We start from the raw sequence: 26,534 nt of genomic DNA, 5'->3' as shown, positions 1-26,534 counted from the left end.
AACGTAACGCTGTGCCCAAACCACAATAAATAAACCAGGAGAAAAACCCCGTGTTCCAGAACGTTGACGCCTATGCCGGCGATCCCATTCTGTCGCTGATGGAAAAATTCAAACAAGACCCGCGCGCGCACAAGGTAAACCTGAGTATCGGCCTGTACTACGATGCGCAGGGCATCATTCCGCAGATGCGGGCGGTCGCTGCGGCGCAAGCGCAGTTGAACAGCGTCGAGCACGGCGCCTCGGTATACCTGCCGATGGAAGGGCTGCAACCCTATCGCTCCGCCATCCAGCAACTGCTGTTTGGCGCGCAGCATCCGATGCTGCAGCAGGGGCGCATCGCCACCATTCAGACCGTCGGCGGTTCCGGCGCGTTGAAAGTGGGTGCCGACTTCCTGAAAAGCTACTTCCCGGATTCGCAGGTGTGGGTCAGCGATCCGACCTGGGAAAACCACGTCGCCATCTTCAGCGGTGCCGGTTTCAAGGTGAATACCTATCCGTATTTCGACAGCGAAAGCCTGGGCGTGAAGTTCGACGCCATGCTCGCCGCGCTGAAACAGCTGCCGAAGCACAGCATCGCGCTGCTGCACCCGTGCTGCCACAACCCGACCGGTTCCGACCTGACCCCTGCCCAGTGGGATGAGGTGGTCAAGGTGATCGCCGAGCGTGAAATCATTCCGTTCCTCGACATCGCCTATCAGGGCTTCGGCGGCGGCATGGAGCAGGACGCCTACGCCATTCGCGCCATCGCGGCGGCCGGCCTGCCGTGCCTGGTGAGCAACTCGTTCTCGAAGATCTTCTCGCTGTACGGCGAGCGCGTCGGCGGCCTGTCGGTGGTGTGCGAAAGCGAAGAGGCGGCCGGGCGCGTACTGGGCCAGCTGAAGGCCACCGTGCGCCGCAACTACTCGAGCCCGCCGAATTTCGGCGCGCAGCTGGTGGCCAAGGTGCTGAACGACGCCCAGTTGAAAACCCAATGGCTGGACGAAGTGGAGAGCATGCGTACCCGCATTCTCGAGATGCGTCACGCGCTGGTGGACACCCTGAAGAGCGCGCTGCCGCAGCGCAACTTCGATTACCTGCTGGCGCAGCGCGGCATGTTCAGCTACACCGGCTTCAGCGCGGCGCAGGTCGATCGTTTGCGTGAAGAGTTCGGCGTCTACCTGATCCACAGTGGCCGCATGTGCGTGGCCGGCCTGAACCACAACAACGTGCGTCAGGTGGCCGAGGCGTTTGCCGCGGTGCAGTAACGCCTGTTAGTCTGAACGGACGTTCATCGGGGAGCGATAGCGATATCGCTCCTTTTTTATTGCCGGCGCGCTGCCGAAGTTGCCGCAAACCGGAGAGAGAATATACTGATTGAGGGGCGCTCACTCATGTGGCATCAGCAAACGCTAATCCTCAGCGCAAAAGCGCGTGGCTTTCATCTGGTTACCGACGAGATCGTCAACCAGTTAACCCACTTACACCGCCTGCAAACCGGCCTGCTGCATCTGTTGCTGCAGCATACCTCGGCCTCGCTGACGCTCAACGAGAACTGCGATCCCACGGTGCGAGCCGATATGGAGCAGCATTTCCTGCGCCAGGTGCCGGAAAACGCACCCTATCAGCATGACTACGAAGGGCCGGACGACATGCCGGCGCACATCAAATCCTCGCTGTTGGGCGCTTCCTTGACGCTGCCCGTCAGGCACGGGCGGCTGATGTTGGGCACATGGCAGGGCATCTGGCTGGGGGAGCACCGCATCCACGGCGGAGCACGCCGTATTGTGGCCACTTTACAGGGGGAATAACCCAATGAATAACAGCGCATTGCTGGAGTACTGCATGGCGAAGCCGGGCGCGGAACAAAGCGACCAGAACCAGTGGCAGGCCAGCCAGATCAAGGTGGGCGACGTGATGTTCGCCATGGTGTGCGAGGTCGAAGGGCGGCCGGCGCTGGCGGTCAAGTCCAGCCCGGAGCTGGCGGAAAGCCTGCGCGAACACCACCCGGAGATCGTCGCCTGCGCCGGCCTGAACAAGGCGCACTGGAATACGGTGTTTCTCGACGGCAACCTGCCGAACTCGCAGTTTTACACGCTGATCGACAGCTCCTATCAGTTGGTGGTGGAAGGCCTGCCCGAACACGTGCGCCAGGAACTGCGCGCCTGACTGCCGGGCGGCGGCGCCGCCCGTTTTTCTCCTGTTTTTTCGTGTCAAAGCGTGATCGTGATTTTAAATTGGGAACGTTCCCTTTTTGTCGTCAGGTAAAAGCGGCTACGCTTGGGCATTCAAGATACGCGGATAAAATTAAGGAGGCCGACATGGCCATCAGCGAAGAAAAGCGCAAGATGATCGCCGGGGAGCTGTACGACGCCGGCGACGACCTGCTGCGCAGCGAACGTCGGCGCGCGCGCCAGTTGACGCATCGCTATAACCACTCCTCGCCGGAAGAGGGCGAGCTGCGCAAACAGTGGCTGGACGAGCTGCTGGGCGGCTATCAGGGCGGCACCATCGAGCCGACGTTCCGCTGCGACTACGGCTATAACATTTATCTCGGCAAGAACTTCTATGCCAATTTCGACTGCGTGATCCTCGACGTGTGCGAGGTGCATATCGGCGACAACTGCCTGCTGGCGCCGGGCGTGCATATCTACACCGCGACCCATCCGCTGGACGCCGAGACCCGCGTCGGCGGCGCGGAGTTCGGTAAGCCGGTCAGGATTGGCGATAACGTGTGGATCGGCGGGCGCGCGGTGATCAATCCGGGCGTGACCATCGGCGATAATGCGGTCGTGGCCTCCGGCGCGGTGGTCACCAAAGACGTGCCGGCCAACTGCGTGGTGGGCGGCAACCCCGCGCGCGTGCTGAAAACGCTGTAGGCCCGGTGGGGAGGATTAAAACATGCTGCCGTGGCGCTCGAAGCCGTACATCTCAATGTCTTTGAGCGCCTTGAAGCGTTTGACCATCACCGCATGATCCGACAGCAGGTTGCTGATGCGGACAAACAGCTCCTTATTCTCTTCTTCGCACTGTTCCAGCCAGGCCTGCGGATTCACGCCGTGCTGCATCCAGGGGCCGACGGCCAGCAGCCGCACCGTGTCGGCGTAATTTGGGCATACGGCGAGCGCCACGCGGTCTGCGGAATACTCCTGCGCGCGGGTGGTCGCCAGGCCGGGCAGCACCAGCGACTGCGGTACGACGCCGATCGCCAGGCGCCACAGCGACACGTGGCACAGCTTGTGGTGGGCCAGCTCGTGCGCCAGCACGAACTCCACGATCTCCGGCGCGGTGGGCATCAGCATGGCGATTTCAGCGTGGATCACCACATAGCGCTGACGGCGGTTGCATTCCAGCGCAAAGGCGTTGACCACGCCGTTGCCGTTGGTCAGGTAGAGCTTCGGCAGCGCCTTGAGCTCCAGGCGGCGGCCAATATCCTGATACAGCGCGAACAGCTCGGGAAATTGCGCCGGCCCGACGCGCAAGGCGTTGGATTTCGCCTGGGCGGCGAGATAGAAACGATAAATATAGAAAGCGATGGGGATCAGCGGTAATAAGGCGAACAGGCTGAGCGTATCCAATGTTTCCTTGGCTTCCGTGCCTAAGCCCCGAATCGTCTCGTCCGAGGACGCGACAATAGCGGCGATGCCAAATAAAAAACCGAGAAGCGTTATTATCGCCGATAGCCAGATCATGGGCATTTCCCAGCGGTGGCGAAATGCCGTGAAGTTCCGACTTTCTGTCGAATGATGTTGGCACATAAAATATCCTTAATAAGGGCGAGTAACGCCAGATATTGTCAGGTAAATATGACATGGCTTAATTATCCGCCTGTTTACCTCACAATTCGTTAAACTATAGTTTATTTTTTCGCCGTCGCGTTATTGCGTTATCTGTCTGGCGTACGCGCTCGCTCTCATTGGGTAAAGCATCAGAAGCTGTAGCTGGCGCTGGTGAAGGCCATACCCGACGTGGTTTTTTCGACGATAGGGCTGTCGGCCGCGTCGCCCAGTAGGCGGGTCACGCCAACCCCGGCCTGGAAGGCCACGTTTGGTCGCCATTGGTAATTGAGGGCGGCGGTGAGGGTCGCGTCCTTGAAACCGCTGCCCGGCCGATAAGTGCTGAAAGCGCTGCGCTGTGCCTGTTGTGACGTCACGCCGAAATAGCCGCGCTGATAGCCGCTGTTGGCCCAGGTGGTGGAAAGGTTGCCGATAAGCGTCAGCCGTTCGCTGAGCGGATATTGCCCGGTGAGCCCGGTTTCCACATAGGCCGTGTGGCCCAGTTCTTCCCCGCCGTAGCTGCGCTTGCGCGTCGCCTGCATGCCTTTTACGTAGGCGCGAAAAGGATCGAGTTGGTAGCTCAGTTCGGCGCCGGCCTCCAGTGCGCCACCCAGCTTGCCCATGCCTTTGAGTCGGGTGTTGCGCCCGCGCAAGGTTCTGATTTCCTCGTCACGGCCGACGTCATAGTTGAGCAATAACGCGATGCCGACGGGGCCGGCGAGAGGGAATTGCCAGCGTGCACCTTCGCTGCCTGCGCTGAACTCTCCCCAGCTGGCGTTTTGATAGCCGGCGTTCACCTGATACAAGGGTTCAATGCTGTAAAAAGAAGAGCCTTCATAGGCGGGGGCGACGGCGAGGCCGCCGGCGAGCGTTAAAGAGGCCTCGCCGTCCTGAGCCTGAGCGGCGAGAGGAAACAGAAAGAACAGCGCGGTGGCAGAGGTAGCCAGTTTATTATCCACGTTAAACACCTTTTATATCATCCCATTGAATATACGGCCTGCAGGCCGGCGATTAATTACAGCTTATTTATAAACGCCAGGTTTATATTGATTAATTGGCAGACGACGGCGCGTCATTGGCGTTATTTCACCGCAACAGTGAAACGCATGAGGAATAAACAACAGCCAAACGAGCGGCATGATGAGAGAAGTTTATTATTGGCCGGGAAGAAACTGCCTGTTTTTAAAGGAATGATGCAGAGAAGAGGATTTGCCGTTACTCGGGTGGTGAGGGGGTAACGCTCAACGAGGCGGCCTATTCCGCCTCATTGAGAGGGATAACCCGCCGTTATTTTTCCAGCAGCGGTTTCAGGAAGCGTGCGGTGTGCGATTTTTCACACTCGGCCACGGTTTCCGGCGTGCCGGCGACCAGGATCTCGCCGCCGCCGCTGCCGCCTTCCGGCCCCAGATCGACGATCCAGTCGGCGGTCTTGATCACGTCCAGGTTATGCTCGATGACCACGATAGTGTTGCCCTGATCGCGCAATTGGTGCAGCACCGCCAACAGCTGTTGGATATCGGCGAAGTGCAGACCGGTGGTCGGTTCGTCGAGGATATACAGCGTCTGGCCGGTGCCGCGCTTCGACAGCTCGCGCGCCAGCTTGACGCGCTGCGCCTCACCGCCGGAGAGCGTGGTGGCCGACTGGCCGAGGCGGATGTACGACAGGCCGACATCCATCAGGGTCTGCAGCTTGCGCGCCAGCGCCGGCACCGCGTCGAAGAACTCACGCGCTTCTTCGATGGTCATCTCCAGCACTTCGTGGATGCTTTTGCCCTTGTACTTCACTTCCAGCGTTTCGCGGTTATAGCGTTTGCCCTTGCACTGGTCGCACGGCACGTAGATATCCGGCAGGAAGTGCATCTCGACCTTGATCACCCCGTCACCCTGGCAGGCTTCACAGCGCCCACCCTTGACGTTGAAACTGAAGCGGCCCGGCGTATAACCGCGGCTGCGCGATTCCGGCACGCCGGCGAACAGCTCGCGCACCGGGGTGAAGATGCCGGTGTAGGTGGCCGGGTTGGAGCGTGGCGTACGGCCGATCGGGCTCTGATCGATGTCGATCACCTTGTCGAAATGTTCCAGGCCGGTCACTTCGCGGAACGGCGCCGGTTCGGCGATGGTGGCGCCGTTAAGCTGGCGCTGGGCGATCGGGAACAGCGTATCGTTGATCAGCGTCGATTTGCCGGAGCCGGAAACGCCGGTGATGCAGGTAAACAGACCGACCGGCAGCGTCAGCGTCACGTCCTTCAGGTTGTTGCCGCGCGCGCCGCTCAGCTTCAACACCTTGGTCGGATCGGCCGGCACGCGCTGCGCGGGGATGGCGATCTCGCGCTTGCCGCTGAGGAACTGGCCGGTCAGCGACTCCGGCTGCGCCATGATGTCGTCGACGGTGCCTTCCGCCACCACTTGGCCGCCGTGCACGCCGGCGCCGGGGCCAATGTCGATCACGTGGTCGGCGGCGCGGATGGCGTCTTCGTCATGCTCCACCACGATTACCGTGTTGCCGAGGTTGCGCAGGTGGATCAGCGTTTCCAGCAGGCGCTCGTTATCGCGCTGGTGCAGGCCGATCGACGGCTCATCCAGCACGTACATCACGCCCACCAGGCCGGCGCCGATCTGGCTGGCCAAACGAATACGCTGCGCTTCGCCGCCGGAGAGCGTCTCCGCCGAACGGGACAGTGACAGGTAATTCAGGCCGACGTTCACCAGGAATTTCAGGCGATCGCCAATCTCTTTCAGCACTTTTTCGGCGATCTTGGCGCGTTGGCCGCTGAGCTTCATGTTCTGGAAGAAGGTCATCGCATGGCCGATGCTCAGATCGGAGATCTCCGGCAGCGTAGTGTCTTCGACGAATACGTTGCGCGCTTCTTCGCGCAGGCGGGTGCCGTGGCACGAGGCGCAAGGGCGGTTGCTGATGAATTTCGCCAGCTCTTCGCGCACCGCGCTGGATTCGGTCTCTTTGTAGCGGCGCTCCATGTTGTGCAGCACGCCTTCGAACGGATGGCGGCGCACGGTGGTGTCACCGCGATCGTTGATGTATTTGAATTCGATCGACTCTTTGCCGGAGCCGCTCAGCACCGCCTTCTGTACGTCGGCACTCAGGGTGTTGAACGGCGCCTCGACGTCGAACTCATAGTGCTCCGCCAGCGAACGCAGCATCTGGAAGTAATAGAAGTTGCGGCGATCCCAGCCGCGGATCGCGCCGCCGGCCAGCGATAGCTCGGGGTTTTGCACCACGCGATCCGGATCGAAGAACTGCTGCACGCCCAGGCCGTCGCAGGTCGGGCAGGCGCCGGCCGGGTTGTTGAAGGAAAACAGGCGCGGTTCCAGCTCGCGCATGCTGTAGCCGCAGATCGGGCAGGCGAAGTTGGCGGAGAACAGCAGCTCGTCCGCTTTTTCGTCGTCCATGTCCGCCACCACCGCGGTGCCGCCGGACAGTTCCAGCGCAGTTTCGAACGATTCGGCCAGGCGTTGCGCCATGTCGTCGCGCACTTTGAAGCGATCGACCACCACTTCGATGGTGTGTTTCTTCTGCAGCTCCAGCTTCGGCGGATCGGACAGATCGCACACTTCACCGTCGATGCGCGCGCGGATATAGCCCTGGGCGGCCAGGTTTTCCAGCGTTTTGGTGTGCTCGCCCTTGCGGTCTTTCACCACCGGCGCCAGCAGCATCAGGCGCTTGCCTTCCGGCTGGCTCAGCACGTTATCGACCATTTGGCTGACGGTTTGCGCCGCCAGCGGCACATGGTGATCCGGGCAGCGCGGCTCGCCGACGCGGGCGAACAGCAGGCGCAGGTAGTCGTGGATCTCGGTGATGGTGCCGACCGTGGATCGCGGGTTGTGCGAGGTGGACTTCTGCTCGATGGAGATCGCCGGCGACAGGCCTTCGATATGATCGACGTCCGGTTTTTCCATCAGCGACAGGAACTGGCGCGCATAGGCGGAGAGCGATTCGACGTAGCGCCGCTGCCCTTCGGCATACAGCGTATCGAAAGCCAGCGATGACTTACCGGAACCGGACAGGCCGGTGACGACGATCAGTTTGTCACGCGGGATGATCAGGTTGATGTTTTTCAGATTATGGGTTCGAGCACCACGAACTTCGATATTGTCCATTTACACTTCCCGTCTTGATGATACACCGCGCCTGTCGCGATTTTTGCGGGGGATTTTGTGATGGATCTCGCAAAAAACCGGCACAGCCTGGTCGAAACGCATAATTATGACACAAAAAAACCTGAATGAATATCCAGTATGCGAATGCAACAAGGTCGATCGAAAAGACAATTCTGGAATGCAATTCGCACTTATCAACACGGGTGTGGTTTCGCACTCAGCGTGGTAAACTGACGCGTTTATACTGTGTAGAAATCAATCATCGGGAGAAGTGCTCATGGCCAGCAGAGGCGTAAACAAAGTAATTCTGGTCGGGAATCTGGGTCAGGATCCAGAAGTCCGTTACATGCCGAACGGCGGCGCAGTGGCCAACATTACCCTGGCGACCTCCGAAAGCTGGCGTGACAAGGCGACCGGCGAACAGAAAGAGAAGACCGAGTGGCACCGCGTCGTGCTGTTCGGCAAACTGGCCGAAGTGGCGGGCGAATACCTGCGTAAAGGCTCTCAGGTCTACATCGAAGGCTCCCTGCAGACGCGTAAATGGACCGATCAATCCGGCGTGGAAAAATACACCACCGAAGTGGTGGTTAACGTTGGCGGTACCATGCAGATGCTGGGCGGCCGTCAGGGCGGCGGCGCACCGGCCGGTCAATCTGCCGGCGGCCAGGGCGGTTGGGGCCAGCCTCAGCAGCCACAGGGCGGCAACCAGTTCAGCGGCGGCCAGCAGCAGTCTCGCCCGGCGCAGAACAGCGCTCCGGCGGCCAGCAGCAACGAACCACCAATGGATTTCGACGACGATATCCCGTTCTAAAAATATAGAAATTTTATAGTATGTTAAGCCTAACCCCCGCATTGCGGGGGTTTATTTATTAGGGGGAGTCGTTAAAGAATTATATGAGAGTGAATGCAATGAGAATAATTGTAAATTAAATTAATGAAAGTGGCATGGCTTAATTATGAAGTTTTCGATATTTTTCATTGAGTAATATTGTATTCTGTATTATTCTTCACTAATTATATGTCGGTGGAAACTGCATGGTAATAACGATGCTAGAATACCTTCATTAAATTTACGTGTTACCTCATTCGTACGACAGAACTGCAATATGATAATTTAATAATACATAGCTTGCGATAGGAATAAACTCATGGATGTTATTCATTATTATCAGTCACTTATACAAAATTCCAATACCGTTATGGGAGCAATGGTCGAAGCCTCAGGAACTGAGGCTTTGACTGTTTCTCATAATTATTTATTAGACTATGATGTGCTAAAGTTGGCTATTTCAGGTCGTCCAGAAGCTGCTGTTCTTGACTCCGCTGTGAGGGAGTATCAGTTTGCTCTTTTTGCCTTGGTTTCTGGCCAATATAGGCACGCTTTTGGTGGTTTGCGGCTTTTCTTTGAGCTTATGCTTGCAACAGTGCAGTTTTCTGCTCATGAGATAGATTATCGATTATGGGCTAAAGATTCAAAAGATATAAACTGGAGTGCTTTAAAAGATCCGCAAACAGGTGTGTTTTCTACCAATTTTATTCGAGCATTTAATCCCGGCTTTTCTGATTATGGAAAGCAGTACTCCGCGATTGCAGAAACTGTTTATCGCGAATGTTCTGAGTTCGTTCATGGGAATGCTAGGACTCATGTGCTTCTACCGGCTGATATGAATTTTCAGAATGATGTTTTTTGCTCTTGGCATGATAAGGCGAAAATCATTAGGTTGGCTATTATTTTTACTTTTTCAGCTCGCTATCTGAATTATGTTAGTAAAGAAACTGTGGAACGTTTGGAACCTATAGTTTTGGAAACTATCGGAGATTTGGCACCAGTTCAGGAATTATTTGCAACCCCATTGGGAGCTAAGTAATTATGGCAGATTTTTTCTTTCGTACAGAAGATATACGTCCCGATGAAGTTCTTAATTATTTTGTAGAAACTTCAAAAGATCGTCAGGTTGTCGATGCGCTGAAAAATAGAAACCCTGTTGTATTGGTAGGAAGTCGAGGTGTAGGTAAGTCATTTCTTCTTCGTGTAGCGCAGAAGGAACTCATAGATTCAATTGAAAAAGAACGTGTTTTTCCTGTCTATATTAGCTTTGTGAGAAGTTCTTTGCTTCAATCATCGGATCCAGATCAGTTTAAGCATTGGATGCTTGCTCGAATTTGCTCAACTGTAATGAGAAGTTTAACAAAGGCTGGTTTACTCGGTGGTGTACCAAGGAGTATTGGATTACTTGCTGGTGGCAAAATTTCCACAACATTAGAGCGTACGAAAGTTGAGGAAATCGCTGACTCTTACGAGATTTCTTGGAAAACACCACAAGTTGCTGTGGATGTTGAAGGGCTTCCAAGCATTGATGATTTCAAAGAGGCTTTAGAGGATCTGGCTGATGAATTGAATATTTCCAGATTTGCTTTCCTTTTTGATGAAGCTGCACATATTTTCTTACCTGAACAGCAACGCCAATTTTTCACGATGTTTAGGGATTTACGTTCACATTGCATTACTTGTAATGCTGCTGTTTATCCTGGTGTGACAACATTTGGAGAGACTTTCCAGCCAGTACATGATGCGACGATGCTTACAATAGATCGGGATATACTCTCTACTGATTATGTTGAGAATATGAGGGAAATAGTCCAAAAACAAGCGGATAGCAATATTCTTACTCAGATTGCTCAAAATGGAAAGAATTTTTCAACATTGGCTTATGCTGCGACGGGTAATCCACGGTTGTTATTAAAAACAATAGCTCAGTGCCCGAAAATAAACTCTCAACAGGTTAATGAAACCATTAGGGAGTTCTATAGAACTGATATTTGGGCGGAGCATTCTACCTTATCTGAAAAGTATGTTGGGCACAGAGCATTAATTGATTGGGGAAGGGATTTTATCGAGTCTCAAGTTATCCCTGATATAAAAAATAAAAATGATCAATATCTTTTGTCTGATAAGGCAACGTCTGCATTCTTTTGGATTCACCGGGATGCACCTGAACTAGTAAAAGAAGCGCTACGTGTACTTGCATATACAGGTATTGTGGTTGAGCATGCTGTTGGAATTAAAGCAACTCGTGCTGAGATTGGTAAGCGGTATTTAATTAACCTTGGCTGCCTTTTTGCCTTAGAGTCTACGCCAACTAGTACTTCATTTGAAGTTGCGAAGGAGTTAACTCCAAAGCGGATGACTGAATATGGTTCAAATCACCCATCTTATAGAAGACTTACTGAACAGGCTGAGTTAATTACAGATGAGGTAATGACATTGGCTCTAAATATTCAGTTGGAGAGGCCCGCCCATGTACTAGATTTGACTACATGGCAGTTGGACAAACTTTCTGAACTTGGCTTAAATTCTGTTGGCGATGTATTAAATGCAACGGAAGCAAAGCTTAAAGAAGCAAACTATATCGGTGATATAAGAGCTCGTAGAATGCGTAATGCCGCAGTTGCAGCTGTACTAGAGTATCTTTCAGGCTAGTTTTGAAGGTGTTCTGGTTTTTTTTTTAATATTTGGCAGTTTTTCTAACGTAGAGTTAGGCTGCCTATTTACCTTGAATGCTGTTCATAAAGCTAGAGAGTCAACGAAAGATATTGATGATCATATTGAAAGCGAGCTAGATACTAAACATATGATTATGTATATTTGTAGTTTCAAAAATTTGGCTGTGTCAATATATCTATGCGGTCTCACTGTTTGCAGCCAATAAAAAAGCCCCGAAAGGGGCTTTTTGCATTTCAGGGACGTTACGCCGAGAAGCCGCCGTCGATGCTCAGGCTGGCGCCGGTGATATAACCCGCCTGCGGGCCGGCCAGGTAGGCGACGAAGCCGGCGATCTCTTCATCTTTGCCGTAGCGGCCGATCGCCATCAGCTGCTTGAGTTGATCGGCGAATTCGCCGGCGTCCGGGTTCATTTCGGTGTCCACCGGGCCGGGCTGCACGTTATTGACGGTGATGCCGCGCGGGCCGAGATCGCGCGCCATGCCCTTGGTCAGGCCGACCAGCGCCGATTTGCTCATTGCATACACCGCCGCGCCGCCGAACGGCACGCGCTCGGCGTTGGTGCTGCCGATGTGGATGATGCGGCCGCCGTCGTTCATGTGGCGCGCCGCTTCCTGGCTGGCGACGAACACGCTGCGCACGTTGACCGCCAGCATGCGATCCAAATCGTCCAGCGCCAGCTCCTCGGTGCTGCCCAGCGTAAATACCCCGGCGTTGTTCACCAGAATATCCAGGTTGCCGAAGTGGCTGACCGCCTGGCGCACCGCCTGCTGTAGCGCCGCGGCATCGGCGCTGTCGGCCTTGATGGCGAGGGCTTTGCCGCCGGCGACAGTAACGGCGCTCGCCACTGCTTCGGCGCGATCGGCCGAGGCGGCGTAGGTAAAGGCGACGGCGGCGCCTTCGTTCGCCAACCGTTTCACGATGGCGGCGCCGATGCCGCGTGAGCCGCCCTGAACGAACGCGACTTTGCCTTGCAGAGGGTGTGCTGTGGTCATGTTATTTCTCCAAAGTGGGTGAGGGTAAGGCGTGATTCCCAGTATCGGTGAAATGTCTGGCGGCCACTGTTCACAAAGAGCTTTGCCTGCCCACAACGAGAAAAGCCCCTTGCGGGGCTTCTTTCTTCCGTCGGTTGGCTGTTCGACGATCAGTTGAAGATTTCTGCGGTGCCGTACAGTTTGTTCTGACCGCCGGCGGCGACGATGCGGTATGAGCTGGCGCCCGACGCGGCGGCTTTGCTGGCCAGTTCGCTTTCCAACGCGCTCAGGTTGGTGGCGCCGCTAACGGAGACTACGCCGATTTTCTGGGCGTCTGCAGCGGGTTGGCTGGAAGGCAGGTCAGCGGCGAAGGTAGCGAAAGAAGCGGTAGCCAGCAGCGCAGCGGTAGCAAAAATTTTGACGTTTTTCATGATGTATTCCTCAGCGTATTGATTGGGTGAGAGCCCGTTGTCTCTCGATGTGTTAAATAATAGTGCGGCAGGTTGGAATAAAAAACCGGAGAGTTTTGAGTATCTCATTCAAATAAACTGATTATTTTTTCACCCGCTGGCGCGCGGTAAAAATCGCCACTACCCTTTACAGACGATCCTTAACCGGAGAAGCGTAATGACGGTAAACGCGTTTATCGGCAGCTGGGCGCTGGTGTCCTCGGCATTTGAAAACCAGGACGGCGAGCTGAATTACCCGCTGGGCGAGCAGGTGTTGGGGCGCATCCACTATGAGGCCAACGGCACGATGGCAGCGCAGCTTTACAGTGCCGTGCGGCCGCGCTTCGCCGCCGACGATTTGGCGCAGGGGTCCGAGCGGGAGATCCGCGCGGCCTTCATCAATATGATTTGCTACTTCGGCCGCTATCAGGTGGAGGAAAGCGAACAGCGGGTGATGCATCAGGTCGAAGGCTGTTCGTTCCCCAACTGGGTAGGCAGCCGGCAGGTGCGTTTATACGCTTTCAGCGGCGATCGGCTGACGTTGCGCACGGTGCCCTTGCAGCTCGGCAACGGCGTACAGGTGGGCGAACTGGTGTGGCAGCGCACAGGAGCTTCTTTATGATCATTGTTCATCATCTCAATCACTCACGGTCGCAGCGCATTCTGTGGTTTCTGGAAGAGCTGGGCGTGCCCTATCAGGTGCAACGCTACGAACGCGATCCGCAGACTATGCTGGCGCCGGCGGCGCTGAAAAAGATCCACCCGCTGGGCAAATCGCCGGTGATCGTCGATGGCGATCTGACGCTGGCGGAATCCGGCGCCATTATCGAATACCTGCAGGAAGCCTATGACGCGCAAGGGATGTTCATGCCGACCGACTTCCACGCGCGCCAGCAATACCGCTACTGGCTGCACTACGCCGAAGGATCGCTGATGCCGCTGTTGGTGATGAAACTGGTGTTCAGCCGGCTCGGCCAGCCGCCGATCCCCTGGCTGCTGCGGCCGGTGGCCGGCGCGATCGGCAAGGGCGTGCAGCGCGAATATCTCGACAAGCAGATCGCGCCGCACTGCGAATTCCTCGAACAGCACCTGAACAAGGGCAGCTGGTTTGTCGGCAACGACTTCAGCGCGGCGGACATTCAGATGAGCTTCCCGCTGGAGGCGATGGCGGCGCGCGGCGCGTTGGATGATTGCCCGAAACTGCGCGGCTTTCTGCAGCGTATTCATGCCCGGCCCGCCTACCAGCGGGCGTTGGAGCAGGGCGGCCCTTACGACCTGCTGAGCTAACCTGATGGGCTATACTCGATGGGGTCATTCTTCATCGGAGGTAGCCCATGGCTACGCAAATCTTCGTTAACCTGCCCGTCAGCGATCTGCCCGCCTCGATGGCGTTCTTCACCCACCTGGGTTTCACTTTCAACCCGCAATTCACCGACGACACCGCTGCGTGCATGGTGGTCAGCGACACGATTTACGTGATGTTGCTGACCCACGACAAATTCAGGATGTTTACCCCGAACCCGATCGGCGACGCCAAACAGGCCACCGAAGTGCTGGTATGCCTGTCGCAACCCAGCCGGGCGGCGGTGGACGAACTGGTACGCAAGGCGGTCGCCGGCGGCGGCAACACTTATCATCAGCCGCGCGACTACGGCATGATGTACGGCCACGGCTTTCAGGATCTGGACGGCCATATCTGGGAATTGATGTATATGGATCCCGCTGCGGTACAGGTGCAGTAATCTCGCCGGGGCGTCCCTCGCCCCGGTTTTATCGTGCAGACGCCATTCTCGCCACTTTCTGCATAAATTGCCGCGATCTTTAGTTGATTAGACGCTATGGAAGGCAGGATAATCGTTTGCCTTGAATAAACCACCATAAATTACCCGTACCGCGCGCTGCGAGTTAAACGTTTGCCTTGGTGCGCATTGCCGTTGGCGATGCGACGGAAGGGCAAGGAAGCGGAACGTGACGTAAACGATTACGTGACGATCGGGCGCGGGCGAGATTACAGGCCTGCTGCGACGGGCCGATTCATGAAACACAGGGGAAGTAACCTATGTCGAACTCTCAAGCGAACCACGCCGCAAAACCAACCGGCGGGCTTGATGGCTATTTTAAAATTTCCGCACGCGGCAGCAGCGTGCGTCAGGAGGTGGTGGCGGGGCTGACCACCTTCCTGGCGATGGTGTACTCGGTGATCGTGGTGCCGAGCATGCTGGGCAAAGCGGGCTTCCCGCCGGCGGCGGTGTTCGTCTCCACCTGCCTGGTGGCCGGGCTGGGCTCGCTGCTGATGGGGCTGTGGGCTAACCTGCCGATGGCCATCGGCTGTGCGATTTCATTGACCGCTTTCACCGCTTTCAGCCTGGTGCTGGGCCAGCACATCAGCATTCCGGTGGCGCTGGGCGCGGTGTTCGTGATGGGCGTGCTGTTTACCGTCATCTCGGTCACCGGCATCCGCGCCTGGATCCTGCGCAACCTGCCGATGGGCGTGGCGCACGGCACCGGTATCGGTATTGGTCTGTTTCTGCTGCTGATCGCCGCCAACGGTGTCGGCCTGGTGGTGAAGAACCCGCTGGATGGTCTGCCGGTGGCGCTCGGCGCGTTCACCTCTTTCCCGGTGGTGATGACGCTGGTTGGCCTGGCGGTGATCTTCGGCCTGGAGAAACTGCGCGTGCCCGGCGGCATTCTACTGGTGATCATCGCCATTTCCATCATTGGCCTGATCGTCGATCCGGCGGTGAAATACCAAGGGCTGTTCGCCATGCCGAGCCTGGCGGACGCTGACGGCAAATCGTTGATCTTCAGCCTGGATATCATGGGCGCGTTGCAGCCGGTGGTGTTGCCGAGCGTGCTGGCGCTGGTGATGACCGCGGTATTCGACGCCACCGGCACCATCCGCGCGGTGGCCGGGCAGGCCAACCTGCTGGATAAAGACGGGCAGATTATCAACGGCGGCAAGGCGCTGACCTCGGATTCCCTGAGCAGCATCTTCTCCGGCCTGGTGGGCGCCGCGCCCGCCGCGGTCTACATCGAGTCCGCCGCCGGCACCGCCGCGGGCGGCAAGACCGGCCTGACCGCCACCGTGGTCGGCATTCTGTTCCTGCTGATCCTGTTCCTGTCGCCGCTGGCCTATCTGGTGCCGGTCTATGCCACCGCACCGGCGCTGATGTACGTTGGCCTGCTGATGCTGAGCAACGTCACCAAGCTGGACTTCAACGACTTCGTCGACGCGATGGCCGGCCTGCTGTGCGCGGTGTTCATCGTGCTGACCTGTAACATCGTTACCGGCATCATGCTGGGCTTCAGCTCGCTGGTCATCGGCCGCATCTTCTCAGGTGAATGGCGCAAGCTGAACATCGGCACCGTGCTGATCGCCGTGGCGCTGGTGGCGTTCTACGCCGGCGGCTGGGCGATTTAAGCCCCTCAGAGTTCCCTCGCCCGGCGGGCGGGGGAACCTGTCACGGCATTTCCCTTCTTAAGATAAGTCTTCTTCTGCTCTGCACCGCGTTTTGAAAGGCACAACAAGCTTTAACGGCTGTAAAAAAAGTGATCTACTATCGGGACCAACGCAGGCCCTGAGCCGATGTCGTCTGAATCGTAGAGTCTAAGGAAAGCATGGAAATCTTTTTTACAATCCTCATTTTGATCCTGGTGGTCTCCCTGTCCGGGGTGGTGACGCGCATGTTGCCGTTCCAGGTGCCACTGCCGCTGATGCAAATCGCCATCGGGGCCCTGTTGGCCTGGCCGCATTTCGGGCTGCACGTCGACTTTGATCCCGAACTGTTCCTGGTGCTGTTCATTCCGCCGCTGCTGTTTGCCGACGGCTGGAAAACGCCGACGCGCGAATTCCTGCACCATGGGCGTGAAATTCTCGGCCTGGCGCTGGTGCTGGTGCTGATCACCGTGGTCGGCGTCGGCTATCTGATCTACGCCATGGTGCCGGGCATTCCGCTGGTGGCGGCCTTCGCGTTGGCGGCGGTGCTGTCGCCAACCGATGCCGTGGCGCTGTCCGGCATCGTCGGCAAAGGGCGCATTCCGAAGCCAATCATGGGCGTGCTCGAGGGTGAGGCGCTGATGAACGACGCCTCCGGCCTGGTGTCGCTCAAGTTCGCCATCGCGGTGGCGATGGGCACCATGGTGTTCACCGTGGGCGGCGCGACCCTCGAATTCCTCAAAGTGGCGATCGGCGGCCTGCTGGCCGGCGTGGCGGTCACCTGGACCTACAGTAAATCGCTGCGGGTGATGAGCCGCTGGAGCGGCGACGATCCGGCGACCCAGATCGTGTTCCTGCTGCTGCTGCCGTTCGCTTCTTACCTGATCGCCGAACACATCGGCGTCTCCGGCATCCTGGCGGCGGTGGCGGCGGGGATGACCATCAGCCAGTCCGGCGTGATACGCAACGCGCCGCTGGCGATGCGCCTGCGCGCCAACAGCGTATGGGCGATGCTGGAGTTCGTGTTCAACGGCATGGTGTTCATCATGTTGGGCCTGCAGCTGCCGGGCATTCTTGAAACCTCTATCCTGCAGGCGGAGCTGGATCCGACCATCCAGACCTGGTACCTGTTCGCGGACGTGGCCACCATCTACGCCGCGCTGCTGGTGCTGCGTTTCACCTGGCTGTGGATAATGAAGAAGACCAGCAACCGCTTTATGAAAAAGCGCCCGCTGCAGTTCGGCGATTACAGCACGCGTGAGCTGTGGGTAGCGTCGTTCGCCGGGGTGCGCGGGGCGATAACCCTGGCCGGTGTGCTGTCGATACCGCTGTTGCTGAGTGACGGCACCGCCTTCCCGGCGCGCTATCAGCTGGTGTTTATCGCCGCCGGGGTGATCCTGCTGTCGCTGATCGTCGGCGTGCTGGCGTTGCCGCTGCTGCTGCGTGGCGTGCAGGTGGCCGACAAGAGCGCCAGCAAGCAGGAAGAGCGCATGGCGATCGCCATGGCGGCCGAGGTGGCGATCGAAAGCGTGAATAAAATGGAAGAGCGCCTGGTTGCCGATACCGAAGAAAACCTCGACCCGCAGGTGTTGAAAGAGGTCAGCTCGCGGGTGACGGGCATGCTGCGACGGCGCATCGCGTCGAAAGACGATATCGAGAATGCGTTGGCGATGGAAAACCTCGAGCGGCGTTTCCGCCTGACGGCGCTGCGCGCCGAGCGCGGCGAGCTGTACCATCTGCGCGCCACGCAGAAAATCAGCAACGAGACGCTGCAAAAACTGCTGCACGATCTCGACCTGCTCGAAGCGCTGTTGATCGAGCGCGAAGGCTAAACCTCAGAGGAGGAATTAACGTTTTTCCTCTTTATTTCTGTTCTGAAGGGCCGCCTGTGCGGCCCTTGTTTTTTGGCTACTTGAGCGGCGGCCAGTAGTCGCGGCAGCAGGCGATCCAGGCCTGCGCGCTGTGCGACAGGTAGCTGCCCTGGCGCCAGATCAGCCCGATTTTCCACTCCATGCGCGGCTCCAGCGGCAGCCAGACCAGGTTTTCCTTGTCCAGCCAGCGGCAGACCGGCTCCGGCAGCATGGCGATGCCCACGCCGGCCTGTACCATCGAGGCGAGGAAGTCCCATTGGCCGCTGCGCACCGCGATTTGCGGTTCAAAACCGGCCTGGCGAAACGCCTTCATCAGCATCTTGTACAGCGCAAAGTCTTCGTTATAAATCAGGATCGGGCTGTCGGCCAATTCGGTGATATTGATGCTGGTGCGGTTGAGCCACTGCGGCGTGCGCGGTGCCACCACGCACATCGGATGGCCCAGCAGCGGCAGAAAGGTCAGCGGCTGTTCCGAATCGAAGGGTAACACCGTCATCGCCAGATCCAGTTCGCCGGACATCACTGCCTGTTCGACCGACAGCCCGCCCAGCTCGGAAATCTTCAATTCGATACCGGGGTAGGTTTGGCGAAAGCGGCGGATCAGATCGGCGATCTGTCTGCCCACCATGGGCGGAATGCCCAGCCGCAGCACGCCCTTTTTCACCGAGCTGATGTCTTCCAGCTCCGCCTCCAGTTGCCGGAATTCGTCGAGGATCGTCAGGCCGCGCTGATACACCGCCTGGCCGCTGTCGGTCAGGCGCAGCTTGCGGCCTTCGCGGATCAGCAGCGTGCACTCCAGCTCCTCCTCCAGATGCCGCAGCATCTTGCTGATGGTGGGCTGGGTGACGAACAGTTTTTCCGCGGCGCGGGTGAAGCTTTGCTGGCGCACCACTTCAACGAAGTAGCGCAGGGTGCGGACATCCACGTTAGGGTTCTCCTTGGGGACGCTACCGGCGGGAAACTATTCCCGGACGGCATGATGTAGATAATTTTAATTCATTTCAGGCGTGGTTTCCCGGCTGCGTATACTGTAGGCCGTTAATTTATTGTTTGAGGTCATCTTTCATGTCTCTGGCGTTACGCCGCGTTGCCCCCTCCCTGCTGACCCGCCTGCAGGTGCCGATTCAGGTGGCGTTGTATGCGGCGCTGTTCCTGATCGCCGATCGTCTGGTGCAACAATTCCACCTGCCGCTCCCCGCCAATATCGTCGGCATGCTGATGCTGCTGGCGCTGATCCTGCTGCGCATTCTGCCGCTGAGCTGGGTCAAGGCCGGCTCCCGCTGGCTGCTGGCGGAAATGCTGCTGTTCTTCGTGCCGGCGGTGGTGGCGGTGGTCAACTATGCCCAGCTGCTGATGGTCGAGGGCTGGAAGATCTTTCTGGTGATCGCGGTCAGCACCATGCTGACGCTGGGCGCCACCGGACTGGTGGTGGACAGGGTGTATCGGCTGGAGATTTGGCTGCAGCGACGGAAGCAGCGCCATGAATGATTTTATCCTTAGCCTGGCCTGTTTTCTGGCGACGCTGGCGCTGTACTTCGCCAACAAGAAGCTGTATCGCCGCCGCCGCACGTTACTGCTGATGCCGTTGGTACTGACGCCGATGATCCTGGTGCTGCTGCTGGTGGTCACCCACATCTCCTATCAGGACTATATCGGTGAAACCCACTGGCTGCTGTGGCTGCTGGGGCCGGCAACCATCGCTTTCGCGGTGCCGGTGTATGAGAACCTGCATATCATCCGCCGCCACTGGCTGTCGCTGACCGCCGGGGTAACGACGGCGGTGCTGGTGGCGGTGTACAGTTCGGTGTGGCTGGCGCGCCTGCTGACGCTGCCGGAAGAGGTGCAGCGCAGCCTGGCGGTGCGTTCGATCACTACGCCGTTCGCGCTGGAGGCCGCCAAACAGATGGGCGGGCAGCCGGATCTGGTGGCGCTGTTCGTGGTGATCACCGGGGTGTTCGGTATGGCGGTAGGCGATATTCTGTTTCTGCGGTTGGCGGTGCGTAGCCGCCTGGCCAAGGGAGCCGGGTTTGGCGCATCGTCGCACGGCGCCGGCACCGCTCGCGCTTATGAGTTGGGGCCACAGGAAGGCGTGGTGTCGAGCCTGGTGATGATGCTGGCCGGCATTATCACGGTGGTGGCCGCGCCGTTGATCGGTCGGCTGATGTGGTAAGACCTCTCGGGGCGGGCTCTGCCGCCCCATTTTTGGGAACGGTGCCGTTGATGGACGCCAGAAAAAACGAAGAAATTTTTCAGCATAATTTTTCCCATCGTTATAACAAAAAACGATAGATGCGCCGCAGGCAAAATCGCCGCCCATTTTAAATGGCAATGAATTAATTAATAGGTAAATTATTTTTATTGAAACAATAAAGTATAACTTATTGATATGGAGAGGCTCTTATCGTAAGTATTGTTGCACATTAACTGTGGTGAATAATACAAAAGAATATGAATTTCTCTCTAATTATATCGGATTAATACAGGAGGAATTCGCTCGTCATCCCTGAGTAATATCGGGGAAATAAAATGGTCATTTATTCCCTTTCGCACATTTCGCCAAAAAAAATATCCTCTCCTATACTTCACAGCTCTACAAATTGAGGCACAGGGGGGAACCTCTGGATTAACCATTTCATTCTTTCTTAGTTGGGGGAGACCCAGCTTTTCTACGGTTTTTTATTCTGACTTGAACTGTCGGACGGCCAGGCTTTGCCTAAATCCGGACGGTCCCTTTCATTAACGTAATGAAAACGTGCTAGAGAATATTATGAACAAACAAACTGATGTGAAGAGTGGGGAATTCCGTACGGGTGCTCAGGCCGCGGCGGAGAAAGTCGAACTGCACGAAATAACGACCGCGCAGCGTGAACTCTGGCTGGGGGAGAACATCTCCAAAGAGTTGTCGTTCAATATCTGGGGCTATGGGCAGGTTGACGGGCCTCTCGACGTTAAGCTCCTGCGGCAAGCCATCGATGCCATCGTCGAAGAAACGCCGGCTCTGCAAGCGCATTTTGTGGAAAAAGACGGTGAGCTTTATCAATACCGCGCGCCACGTACACATGAGCCGCTGTTCACACTCGATTTCAGTAAAGAACCTGACCCTCTGCAAGCGGCCAGACGCTGGATGGTGGCGGATGCGGCGCTGCCGCGCCGCGCCACAGGAGAGGAACCTTTTAGTTTTTATGTGATTACGCTCGCTCCGCAGCGCTATGTCCTCTATCGGCGTTTCCACCATATGATCACCGACGGCCGCAGCGCCGAGGAAGTGATGCGGCGCATCGCGGCTTACTATAATGCGCTGGCGTCCGGTGGCGTCATCCCTGAGTTCGCCAACTGCAATTTCTCTCTGCTTTATGAAAACGACATCAAATACCGCGACTCCTCACGCTTTTCTTCCGATCAGGCTTTTTGGCGGGAATATACCGCCGCCGCACCGCAGAGTTTGTCACGCAGAGCGATATTGACCCCGGACGCCGCGATGCACCGCAATACGCAGCTGCTGGAAAAAGACGCATTGGATCAGCTGCAACAACAAGCCGATAATATCGGCGTACACCGCGCACATATATTGGCCACCGCCGTAGCATTATGTTTCTACAGTTTGACCGGCAGTGAATATCTTAATTTCAGCATGCCGGTGACCGGGACAAGAGAACGAAACAGTATTGGTATGACCTCCAACGTTGTCCCTTTGATTATCAAGGTTGAACCCCAGCTGAGCCTGGCTGAATTTATCCAGAAAGTGGCGGCTGAAATAGCGAAAGTGGTTCGCCACCAGTTATATCGGGGAGAGGACATTCGGCGTGATAATGGCGCGACGGATTCCGCCTGGTTTGGCCCTTCAATTAACATTGTTTCTTTCGACCACGGCGATCCTTTCTGGGGGTGCCGCACCCGTTGGTATTATGGTGGGAATATTCCGTCCGGCGATCTACAGATTATGCTGTACGAAGACCAGCAGGCCAATGAGCTGGATGTCACTTTTTCTGATGCCGCTTATGCGAATTCATTAGGCGATCTGGATGTTCTACAGCGCCGTTTCCAGTTTGTTTTACGGGCGCTGAACGCTTCAACGACGGGAACGATCGAAGCGTTGGATCGGCAGGTGGCAACGTTGGCGGATGCCGAGGCCGGCGGCAGCTTTTACACCAACCGTCGGCAACCGCCTGCCGGCGGCATCATTCGTTGGGATCGCCCGGCTGAGGCGCTGCAGCGCCTGGTGAGCTCGCTGAGCCATGGCGCGGGATGCGCGACGAAGATCCTGCTGGCGGAGCGTGTGCTGGGCGTGACGGCGCTGCAGGCGGTGAGCGATGAACGGCAGGCCGAACCCGGTACCCTGTTGCACATCGAGGCCGACGGCTGGGCGATCGCCGCGAACCCCGGCGTGGTGCGCGTCGGGCCGTTCTTGCGCGCCGACGGATCTGTTCAGCCAGGCGATGTGCTGGCGCAGGCCTGCGGCCTGTCTGTCGGCTCGGTCTTGCCGACGATTAACGCGGCCGAAGCCTCGCGGTTAGGCGCGGCGTATGGCGCCAGCGCCGATAGCGCCGCTTTCTGGCAACCACGTCTGACGCGCTTCTATCCGGCGCCGTTCCCGCCGGGACCTGGCCGCCAGGCGGGCCTTCCCGCACGCTGGCAGGCGACGGCCTGGCAGCGCCTGGAGAAGATTTCCGGCGAGCAGGTGCTGACGGCAGCAACCCTGTATCTGGCGCGCATGTGCAATGAAACCGATTTTCAGCTGGGGTGGATCACCTCGGACGATCGGGATTGGGGACGTTGGGCTCACCTGAGCGCGCGCGTGCTGCCGCTGCAGGTCTCTGTTGATTCCGCCGGTAATTTCCAGCAGGCATTGGCCGCGCTGGAGCAGGAATACGGCCAGTTGCGCGCTCATGCCGATTATCACCCCGCATTGCTGACGCGCGATGCGGATCTGCGAGCGTCTCAGGTTTGGCCGACGGCGGTATCGATCGTCAGCCGGCGCTCGGCGCAGGGGGTGCAGCCGGAAGACGAGGGCGTTGCCGCCATTATAGACTCCGGCTCGCGCGCGGTGTTGCAAATCTGTAAGGCTGACGGTGCCTTCCGCTGCGTATACGACGCCGCCTCCGTGGCTGACGAACAGATGTTGCGTGCGACACAACATTTGCTGATGTTGCTCAACGATGCAGTGAGAGCGGGTGCTCATCGTCGTACTGTCGGCGAACTCAATCTGGTTTCCGAGGAAGAACGCGCGCAGTTGCTGCAGGGCCTCAATCACACCGTCGCTTCACATTCGCCGGCGGCTTGTCTGCACCGGCTGTTCGAAGCGCAGGTCAAACGCACGCCGGAGGCGATCGCGGTGACGTACGGCGATGACAGCCTGACCTACGCGGAATTGAATACCCGGGCGAACCGTTGGGCCCATCGGCTGGTAGCGCTTGGCGTGCAGCCGGACAGCCTGGTGGCGCTGTGCGCCGGACGAGGTCTGCCGATGCTGGTCGGGCTGCTGGGGATCCTCAAAGCCGGCGGCGCCTATGTGCCGCTGGATCCTGCCTATAGCGGCGAGCGGCTACAGTACATCCTGGCGGACTCAGCGCCGGTGCTGCTGTTGGCGGATGAACTTGGCCGACAAGCGCTGGGCGACTGCGAGGTGCCGGTACTGGCGCTGGAACAGCCGTTGACGGGGGAAAACGGCGATCTGCAGGACGTCGGGGTACGCCCGTCGCACCTGGCGTATGTGATTTATACTTCCGGCTCGACCGGCAAACCCAAAGGGGTGATGGTGGAGCACCGACAGGTCGCGCGGCTGTTCAGCGCGACGAACGCCTGGTTCAACTTTAGCGCTGCCGACAAATGGTGCCTGTTCCATTCATTCGCCTTCGACTTCTCGGTTTGGGAGATCTGGGGCGCCTGGTTGTATGGTGGCCAGCTGTTCGTCGTACCGCAGGCGATCGCCCGTTCGGCACCGGATTTTTATCATTTCGTCTGCCGCAGCGGCATCACGGTATTGAACCAGACACCGAGCGCCTTCAAGGCCTTTATCCAGGCTCAGGCGCACAGCGAAGCGCGCCAGCAGCTACGCGAGATCGTGTTCGGTGGCGAAATGCTGAAGCCGTCCGATCTCGCGCCGTGGTTTGCTCGTCCAGAGAACCGGCAGACCCGATTGGTCAATATGTACGGCATCACCGAGACCACGGTGCACGTGACTTATCGGCCGCTGTCTGCGCAGGATACGGCGATTACCACCAGTCCGATCGGCAGCCGCATCCCGGATTTGCGCTTGTATCTGCTGGGTGCCGACGGTGAACCGGTGCCGATGGGGGCAATCGGCGAATTGTACGTCGGCGGTGAAGGGGTGGCGCGGGGTTATCTGAACCGGCCCGAATTAACGGCGGAACGTTTCCTCGATGATCCTTTCAACCGGGCGCCGGGTGCGCGCATGTACCGTACCGGCGATCTGGCGCGCTATCTGCCGGGTGGCGATATCGAATATCTGGGGCGCAATGACCAGCAGGTAAAAATCCGCGGTTTCCGCATCGAATGCGGCGAGGTGGAAGCGCAGCTGAGTACCGAGCCGCGCGTGCGCAGCGTAGCCGTGGACGCGATTGACGATGGCGACGGGGGTAAGCGACTGGTGGCGTGGGTGGTGCCGGCGCCGGAGGCCGAACGCGCTACGCTGGCGACCGGATTGCGCCAGCATCTGCAGGCGCGGTTGCCGGATTATGTGGTGCCGGCGGCTTACGTTTGGCTGGAAGCGTTGCCGCTGACCGGCAACGGCAAATTGGACAAGCGGGCGCTGCCGGTGCCGCAGGTCGATGCCTATGTGCGCGAAGCCTATGCGCCACCGCAGGGCGAGGCGGAAAACCTGCTGGCGGCTATCTGGCGCGAGCTGTTGGGCGTAGAGCGCATCGGTCGCTATGACCACTTCTTCGAACTGGGCGGGCATTCACTGATGGCGGTGCGCCTGGCTAACCGCGTGCAACAAGCCGGATGGCAGTTACCGTTGCAGGCGCTGTTCGCCAGCCCGGTACTGCACGTGCTGGCGCAGGCGCTGGAGGTTGCGCCGACTCAGGAACCGCTGCCGATACTGCCGGTGGCGCGCGATGGGGAATTGCCGTTGTCGTTCGCCCAGCAACGGCTGTGGTTCCTGACCCAGTTGGAGGGGATGAGCGAAACCTACCATATCCCCCTGGCGTTGCGGCTGCGCGGTCGGTTGGACCGGCAGGCGCTGCAACACAGCCTGGACGCGCTCTATGCGCGCCATGAATCGCTGCGTAGTCGGTTCATCACCCGGGAAGATCGGCCGCAGGTACAGATTTTGCCGGCTAACGGCTTACCGCTCGCGTTCCACGATCTGCGACATCACCCCGCGCAAGCCGAAACGCTTTGCCGCCAGGCGGCCACTCAGGCGTTCGATTTGACGCAGGGGCCGCTGGTGCGTACCGCACTGATCCGCCTGGCTGATGAGGAGCACCTGTTCCTGCTCACCTGTCATCACATCATCTCCGACGGTTGGTCGACCGGTATTCTGCTGCGTGAGTTGGGGGCGTTGTACGGTGCTTTCCGCCGCGGCGATGGCGATCCGCTGCCGCCGTTGACGCTGCAATACCCGGATTACGCCGCCTGGCAGCGTCGCTATCTGACGCCAGAGCGGTTGGCGGCGCAGGCGCAATACTGGCGCGAAACGCTGAGCGATGCGCCGGCGCTGCTGACGCTGCCAACCGACCGGCCGCGTCCGACGGTGCAGTCTTTCAGCGGCGGGGAGGTGCCGATCGCGATAGACGCCGAGCTGACGCAGGCGCTGCGGCAGTTCAGCCGGCAGCATGGCGGCACGCTGTTCATGACGGTGCTGGCAGCCTGGAGCCTGGTGCTGGCGCGCATGGCCGGGCAGCAGGAGTTGGTGATCGGCACGCCGGAGGCCAACCGTGGCCGGTTGGAAACCGAATCGTTGGTCGGCTTCTTCGTCAGTACGCTGGCGCTGCGCATCGATCTTCGTGACGATCCGGATCTGCCGACGCTGATCGCGCGGATCCGTCACACGGTGCTGACGGCGCAGGAAAATCGCGATCTGCCGTTCGAGCAGGTGGTGGAGCTGGTCAATCCGCCGCGCCATCTGGGCTATACCCCGCTGTTCCAGGTGATGCTGGCCTGGCAGGACGGCTCGGTGCGCGATATTCCGCTGCCTGGGCTGCAGGCCGAGCTGGCCGGGCTGGAATACAGCGCGGCGAAGTTTGATCTGACGCTCGACTTGGCCGATACCGGCGAAGGCATCAGCGGCACGCTGAACTTCGCCACGGCGTTGTTCGATCGCGCCACCGCTGAACGCTACGGCGTTTACCTGATTCAGGCGCTGCGGGCGATGACGCTGAATAACGCTCGGTCGGTATCCCATATCGATTTGCTGCCGCTCGCCGAACGGGAGCATCTGCTGCATGGCTGGAACCGTACCGAGCGTGACTAT

General features: G+C 58.2%; 21 protein-coding genes. 15 read left to right on the top strand and 6 right to left on the bottom strand.

What is annotated here, in order from left to right; all coding sequences use genetic code 11:
- The first annotated feature begins 50 nt into the window (after positions 1 to 50).
- The 4 genes from FUU19_RS21775 (at position 51) to maa (ending at position 2,855) form a co-directional block, all read left to right on the top strand.
- Complete coding sequence (locus tag FUU19_RS21775) at positions 51 to 1,244, top strand: amino acid aminotransferase (RefSeq protein WP_049195296.1); 1,194 nt, start codon at positions 51 to 53, stop codon at positions 1,242 to 1,244.
- Between the two features lie 126 nt (positions 1,245 to 1,370).
- The gene (locus FUU19_RS21770; RefSeq protein WP_004936779.1) at positions 1,371 to 1,787 is read left to right on the top strand and encodes a secondary thiamine-phosphate synthase enzyme YjbQ; all 417 of its coding nucleotides are present in this window, start codon (positions 1,371 to 1,373) and stop codon (positions 1,785 to 1,787) included.
- A 4-nt stretch (positions 1,788 to 1,791) separates the two neighbouring features.
- On the top strand, positions 1,792 to 2,145 hold the full coding sequence (locus FUU19_RS21765; protein ID WP_038874311.1) for an MmcQ/YjbR family DNA-binding protein: 354 nt from the start codon (positions 1,792 to 1,794) through the stop codon (positions 2,143 to 2,145).
- A 152-nt stretch (positions 2,146 to 2,297) separates the two neighbouring features.
- Entirely contained in the window at positions 2,298 to 2,855 is a 558-nt protein-coding gene (gene maa, locus FUU19_RS21760) for a maltose O-acetyltransferase (protein WP_197834599.1), read from the top strand.
- A gap of 15 nt (positions 2,856 to 2,870) precedes the next feature.
- Here maa and FUU19_RS21755 read toward each other — a convergent pair whose 3' ends face one another.
- From FUU19_RS21755 to uvrA, 3 genes are all read right to left on the bottom strand, one after another.
- Positions 2,871 to 3,554 carry a M48 family metallopeptidase gene (locus FUU19_RS21755; protein ID WP_230489689.1) on the bottom strand — a complete coding sequence of 228 codons (684 nt, stop codon included), beginning with the start codon at positions 3,552 to 3,554 and terminating at the stop codon, positions 2,871 to 2,873.
- Positions 3,555 to 3,904: 350 nt separating this feature from the next.
- Positions 3,905 to 4,711 carry a MipA/OmpV family protein gene (locus tag FUU19_RS21750; RefSeq protein WP_230489688.1) on the bottom strand — a complete coding sequence of 269 codons (807 nt, stop codon included), beginning with the start codon at positions 4,709 to 4,711 and terminating at the stop codon, positions 3,905 to 3,907.
- A 328-nt stretch (positions 4,712 to 5,039) separates the two neighbouring features.
- Positions 5,040 to 7,868 (bottom strand): excinuclease ABC subunit UvrA, encoded by a 2,829-nt coding sequence (uvrA, locus tag FUU19_RS21745; RefSeq protein WP_197834601.1) that lies wholly within the window; start codon positions 7,866 to 7,868, stop codon positions 5,040 to 5,042.
- Between the two features lie 277 nt (positions 7,869 to 8,145).
- Between uvrA and ssb1 the strand changes: the two genes are divergently transcribed.
- The 3 genes from ssb1 (at position 8,146) to FUU19_RS21730 (ending at position 11,349) form a co-directional block, all read left to right on the top strand.
- Positions 8,146 to 8,679 (top strand): single-stranded DNA-binding protein SSB1, encoded by a 534-nt coding sequence (ssb1, locus tag FUU19_RS21740; RefSeq protein WP_063988542.1) that lies wholly within the window; start codon positions 8,146 to 8,148, stop codon positions 8,677 to 8,679.
- Between the two features lie 337 nt (positions 8,680 to 9,016).
- A complete protein-coding gene (locus FUU19_RS21735) occupies positions 9,017 to 9,736 on the top strand; it encodes a hypothetical protein (protein ID WP_230489686.1) in 720 nt (239 codons plus the stop codon).
- A gap of 2 nt (positions 9,737 to 9,738) precedes the next feature.
- Entirely contained in the window at positions 9,739 to 11,349 is a 1,611-nt protein-coding gene (locus FUU19_RS21730; protein ID WP_230489685.1) for an ORC-CDC6 family AAA ATPase, read from the top strand.
- A 266-nt stretch (positions 11,350 to 11,615) separates the two neighbouring features.
- Here FUU19_RS21730 and FUU19_RS21725 read toward each other — a convergent pair whose 3' ends face one another.
- Together FUU19_RS21725 and bhsA are read right to left on the bottom strand one after the other, a co-directional pair.
- The gene (locus tag FUU19_RS21725; RefSeq protein WP_141972312.1) at positions 11,616 to 12,365 is read right to left on the bottom strand and encodes a 3-oxoacyl-ACP reductase family protein; all 750 of its coding nucleotides are present in this window, start codon (positions 12,363 to 12,365) and stop codon (positions 11,616 to 11,618) included.
- Between the two features lie 149 nt (positions 12,366 to 12,514).
- On the bottom strand, positions 12,515 to 12,775 hold the full coding sequence (bhsA, locus tag FUU19_RS21720; RefSeq protein WP_025304435.1) for a multiple stress resistance protein BhsA: 261 nt from the start codon (positions 12,773 to 12,775) through the stop codon (positions 12,515 to 12,517).
- 196 nt (positions 12,776 to 12,971) lie between these two features.
- Here bhsA and FUU19_RS21715 point away from each other — a divergent pair, with 196 nt between their 5' ends.
- The 5 genes from FUU19_RS21715 (at position 12,972) to FUU19_RS21695 (ending at position 18,061) form a co-directional block, all read left to right on the top strand.
- Positions 12,972 to 13,415: a lipocalin-like domain-containing protein gene (locus FUU19_RS21715; RefSeq protein ID WP_230489684.1), complete on the top strand. Its 444-nt coding sequence runs from the start codon at positions 12,972 to 12,974 to the stop codon at positions 13,413 to 13,415.
- Complete coding sequence (locus tag FUU19_RS21710; protein ID WP_049201475.1) at positions 13,412 to 14,080, top strand: glutathione S-transferase family protein; 669 nt, start codon at positions 13,412 to 13,414, stop codon at positions 14,078 to 14,080. The genes FUU19_RS21715 and FUU19_RS21710 overlap by 4 nt, the downstream gene beginning before the upstream one ends.
- A gap of 47 nt (positions 14,081 to 14,127) precedes the next feature.
- Entirely contained in the window at positions 14,128 to 14,535 is a 408-nt protein-coding gene (locus FUU19_RS21705) for a VOC family protein (protein WP_230489683.1), read from the top strand.
- A 317-nt stretch (positions 14,536 to 14,852) separates the two neighbouring features.
- Positions 14,853 to 16,214 (top strand): NCS2 family permease, encoded by a 1,362-nt coding sequence (locus tag FUU19_RS21700; RefSeq protein ID WP_025304431.1) that lies wholly within the window; start codon positions 14,853 to 14,855, stop codon positions 16,212 to 16,214.
- A gap of 197 nt (positions 16,215 to 16,411) precedes the next feature.
- The gene (locus FUU19_RS21695; protein WP_141972316.1) at positions 16,412 to 18,061 is read left to right on the top strand and encodes a Na+/H+ antiporter; all 1,650 of its coding nucleotides are present in this window, start codon (positions 16,412 to 16,414) and stop codon (positions 18,059 to 18,061) included.
- Between the two features lie 76 nt (positions 18,062 to 18,137).
- On the opposite strand, the gene FUU19_RS21690 is transcribed toward FUU19_RS21695, so the two are convergent.
- Positions 18,138 to 19,025: a LysR family transcriptional regulator gene (locus FUU19_RS21690; protein ID WP_141972318.1), complete on the bottom strand. Its 888-nt coding sequence runs from the start codon at positions 19,023 to 19,025 to the stop codon at positions 18,138 to 18,140.
- Between the two features lie 140 nt (positions 19,026 to 19,165).
- On the opposite strand from FUU19_RS21690, the gene FUU19_RS21685 reads away from it, so the two are divergent.
- The 3 genes from FUU19_RS21685 to FUU19_RS21675 form a co-directional block, all read left to right on the top strand.
- Complete coding sequence (locus FUU19_RS21685) at positions 19,166 to 19,588, top strand: CidA/LrgA family protein (protein ID WP_004936830.1); 423 nt, start codon at positions 19,166 to 19,168, stop codon at positions 19,586 to 19,588.
- Positions 19,581 to 20,270 carry an LrgB family protein gene (locus tag FUU19_RS21680; RefSeq protein ID WP_004936833.1) on the top strand — a complete coding sequence of 230 codons (690 nt, stop codon included), beginning with the start codon at positions 19,581 to 19,583 and terminating at the stop codon, positions 20,268 to 20,270. Before FUU19_RS21685 ends, FUU19_RS21680 begins: the two co-directional genes overlap by 8 nt.
- A 597-nt stretch (positions 20,271 to 20,867) precedes the next feature.
- On the top strand, positions 20,868 to 26,534 hold a 5,667-nt coding region (locus FUU19_RS21675), incomplete at its 3' end, for a non-ribosomal peptide synthetase (protein ID WP_230507353.1).

It is taken from the genome of Serratia montpellierensis (assembly GCF_020858655.1).
In the GTDB taxonomy this organism is placed as follows: Bacteria; Pseudomonadota; Gammaproteobacteria; order Enterobacterales; family Enterobacteriaceae; genus Serratia; species Serratia montpellierensis.
Note: the sequence above shows the minus strand (reverse complement) of the source record. Positions and strands in the feature narration are given on the sequence as shown.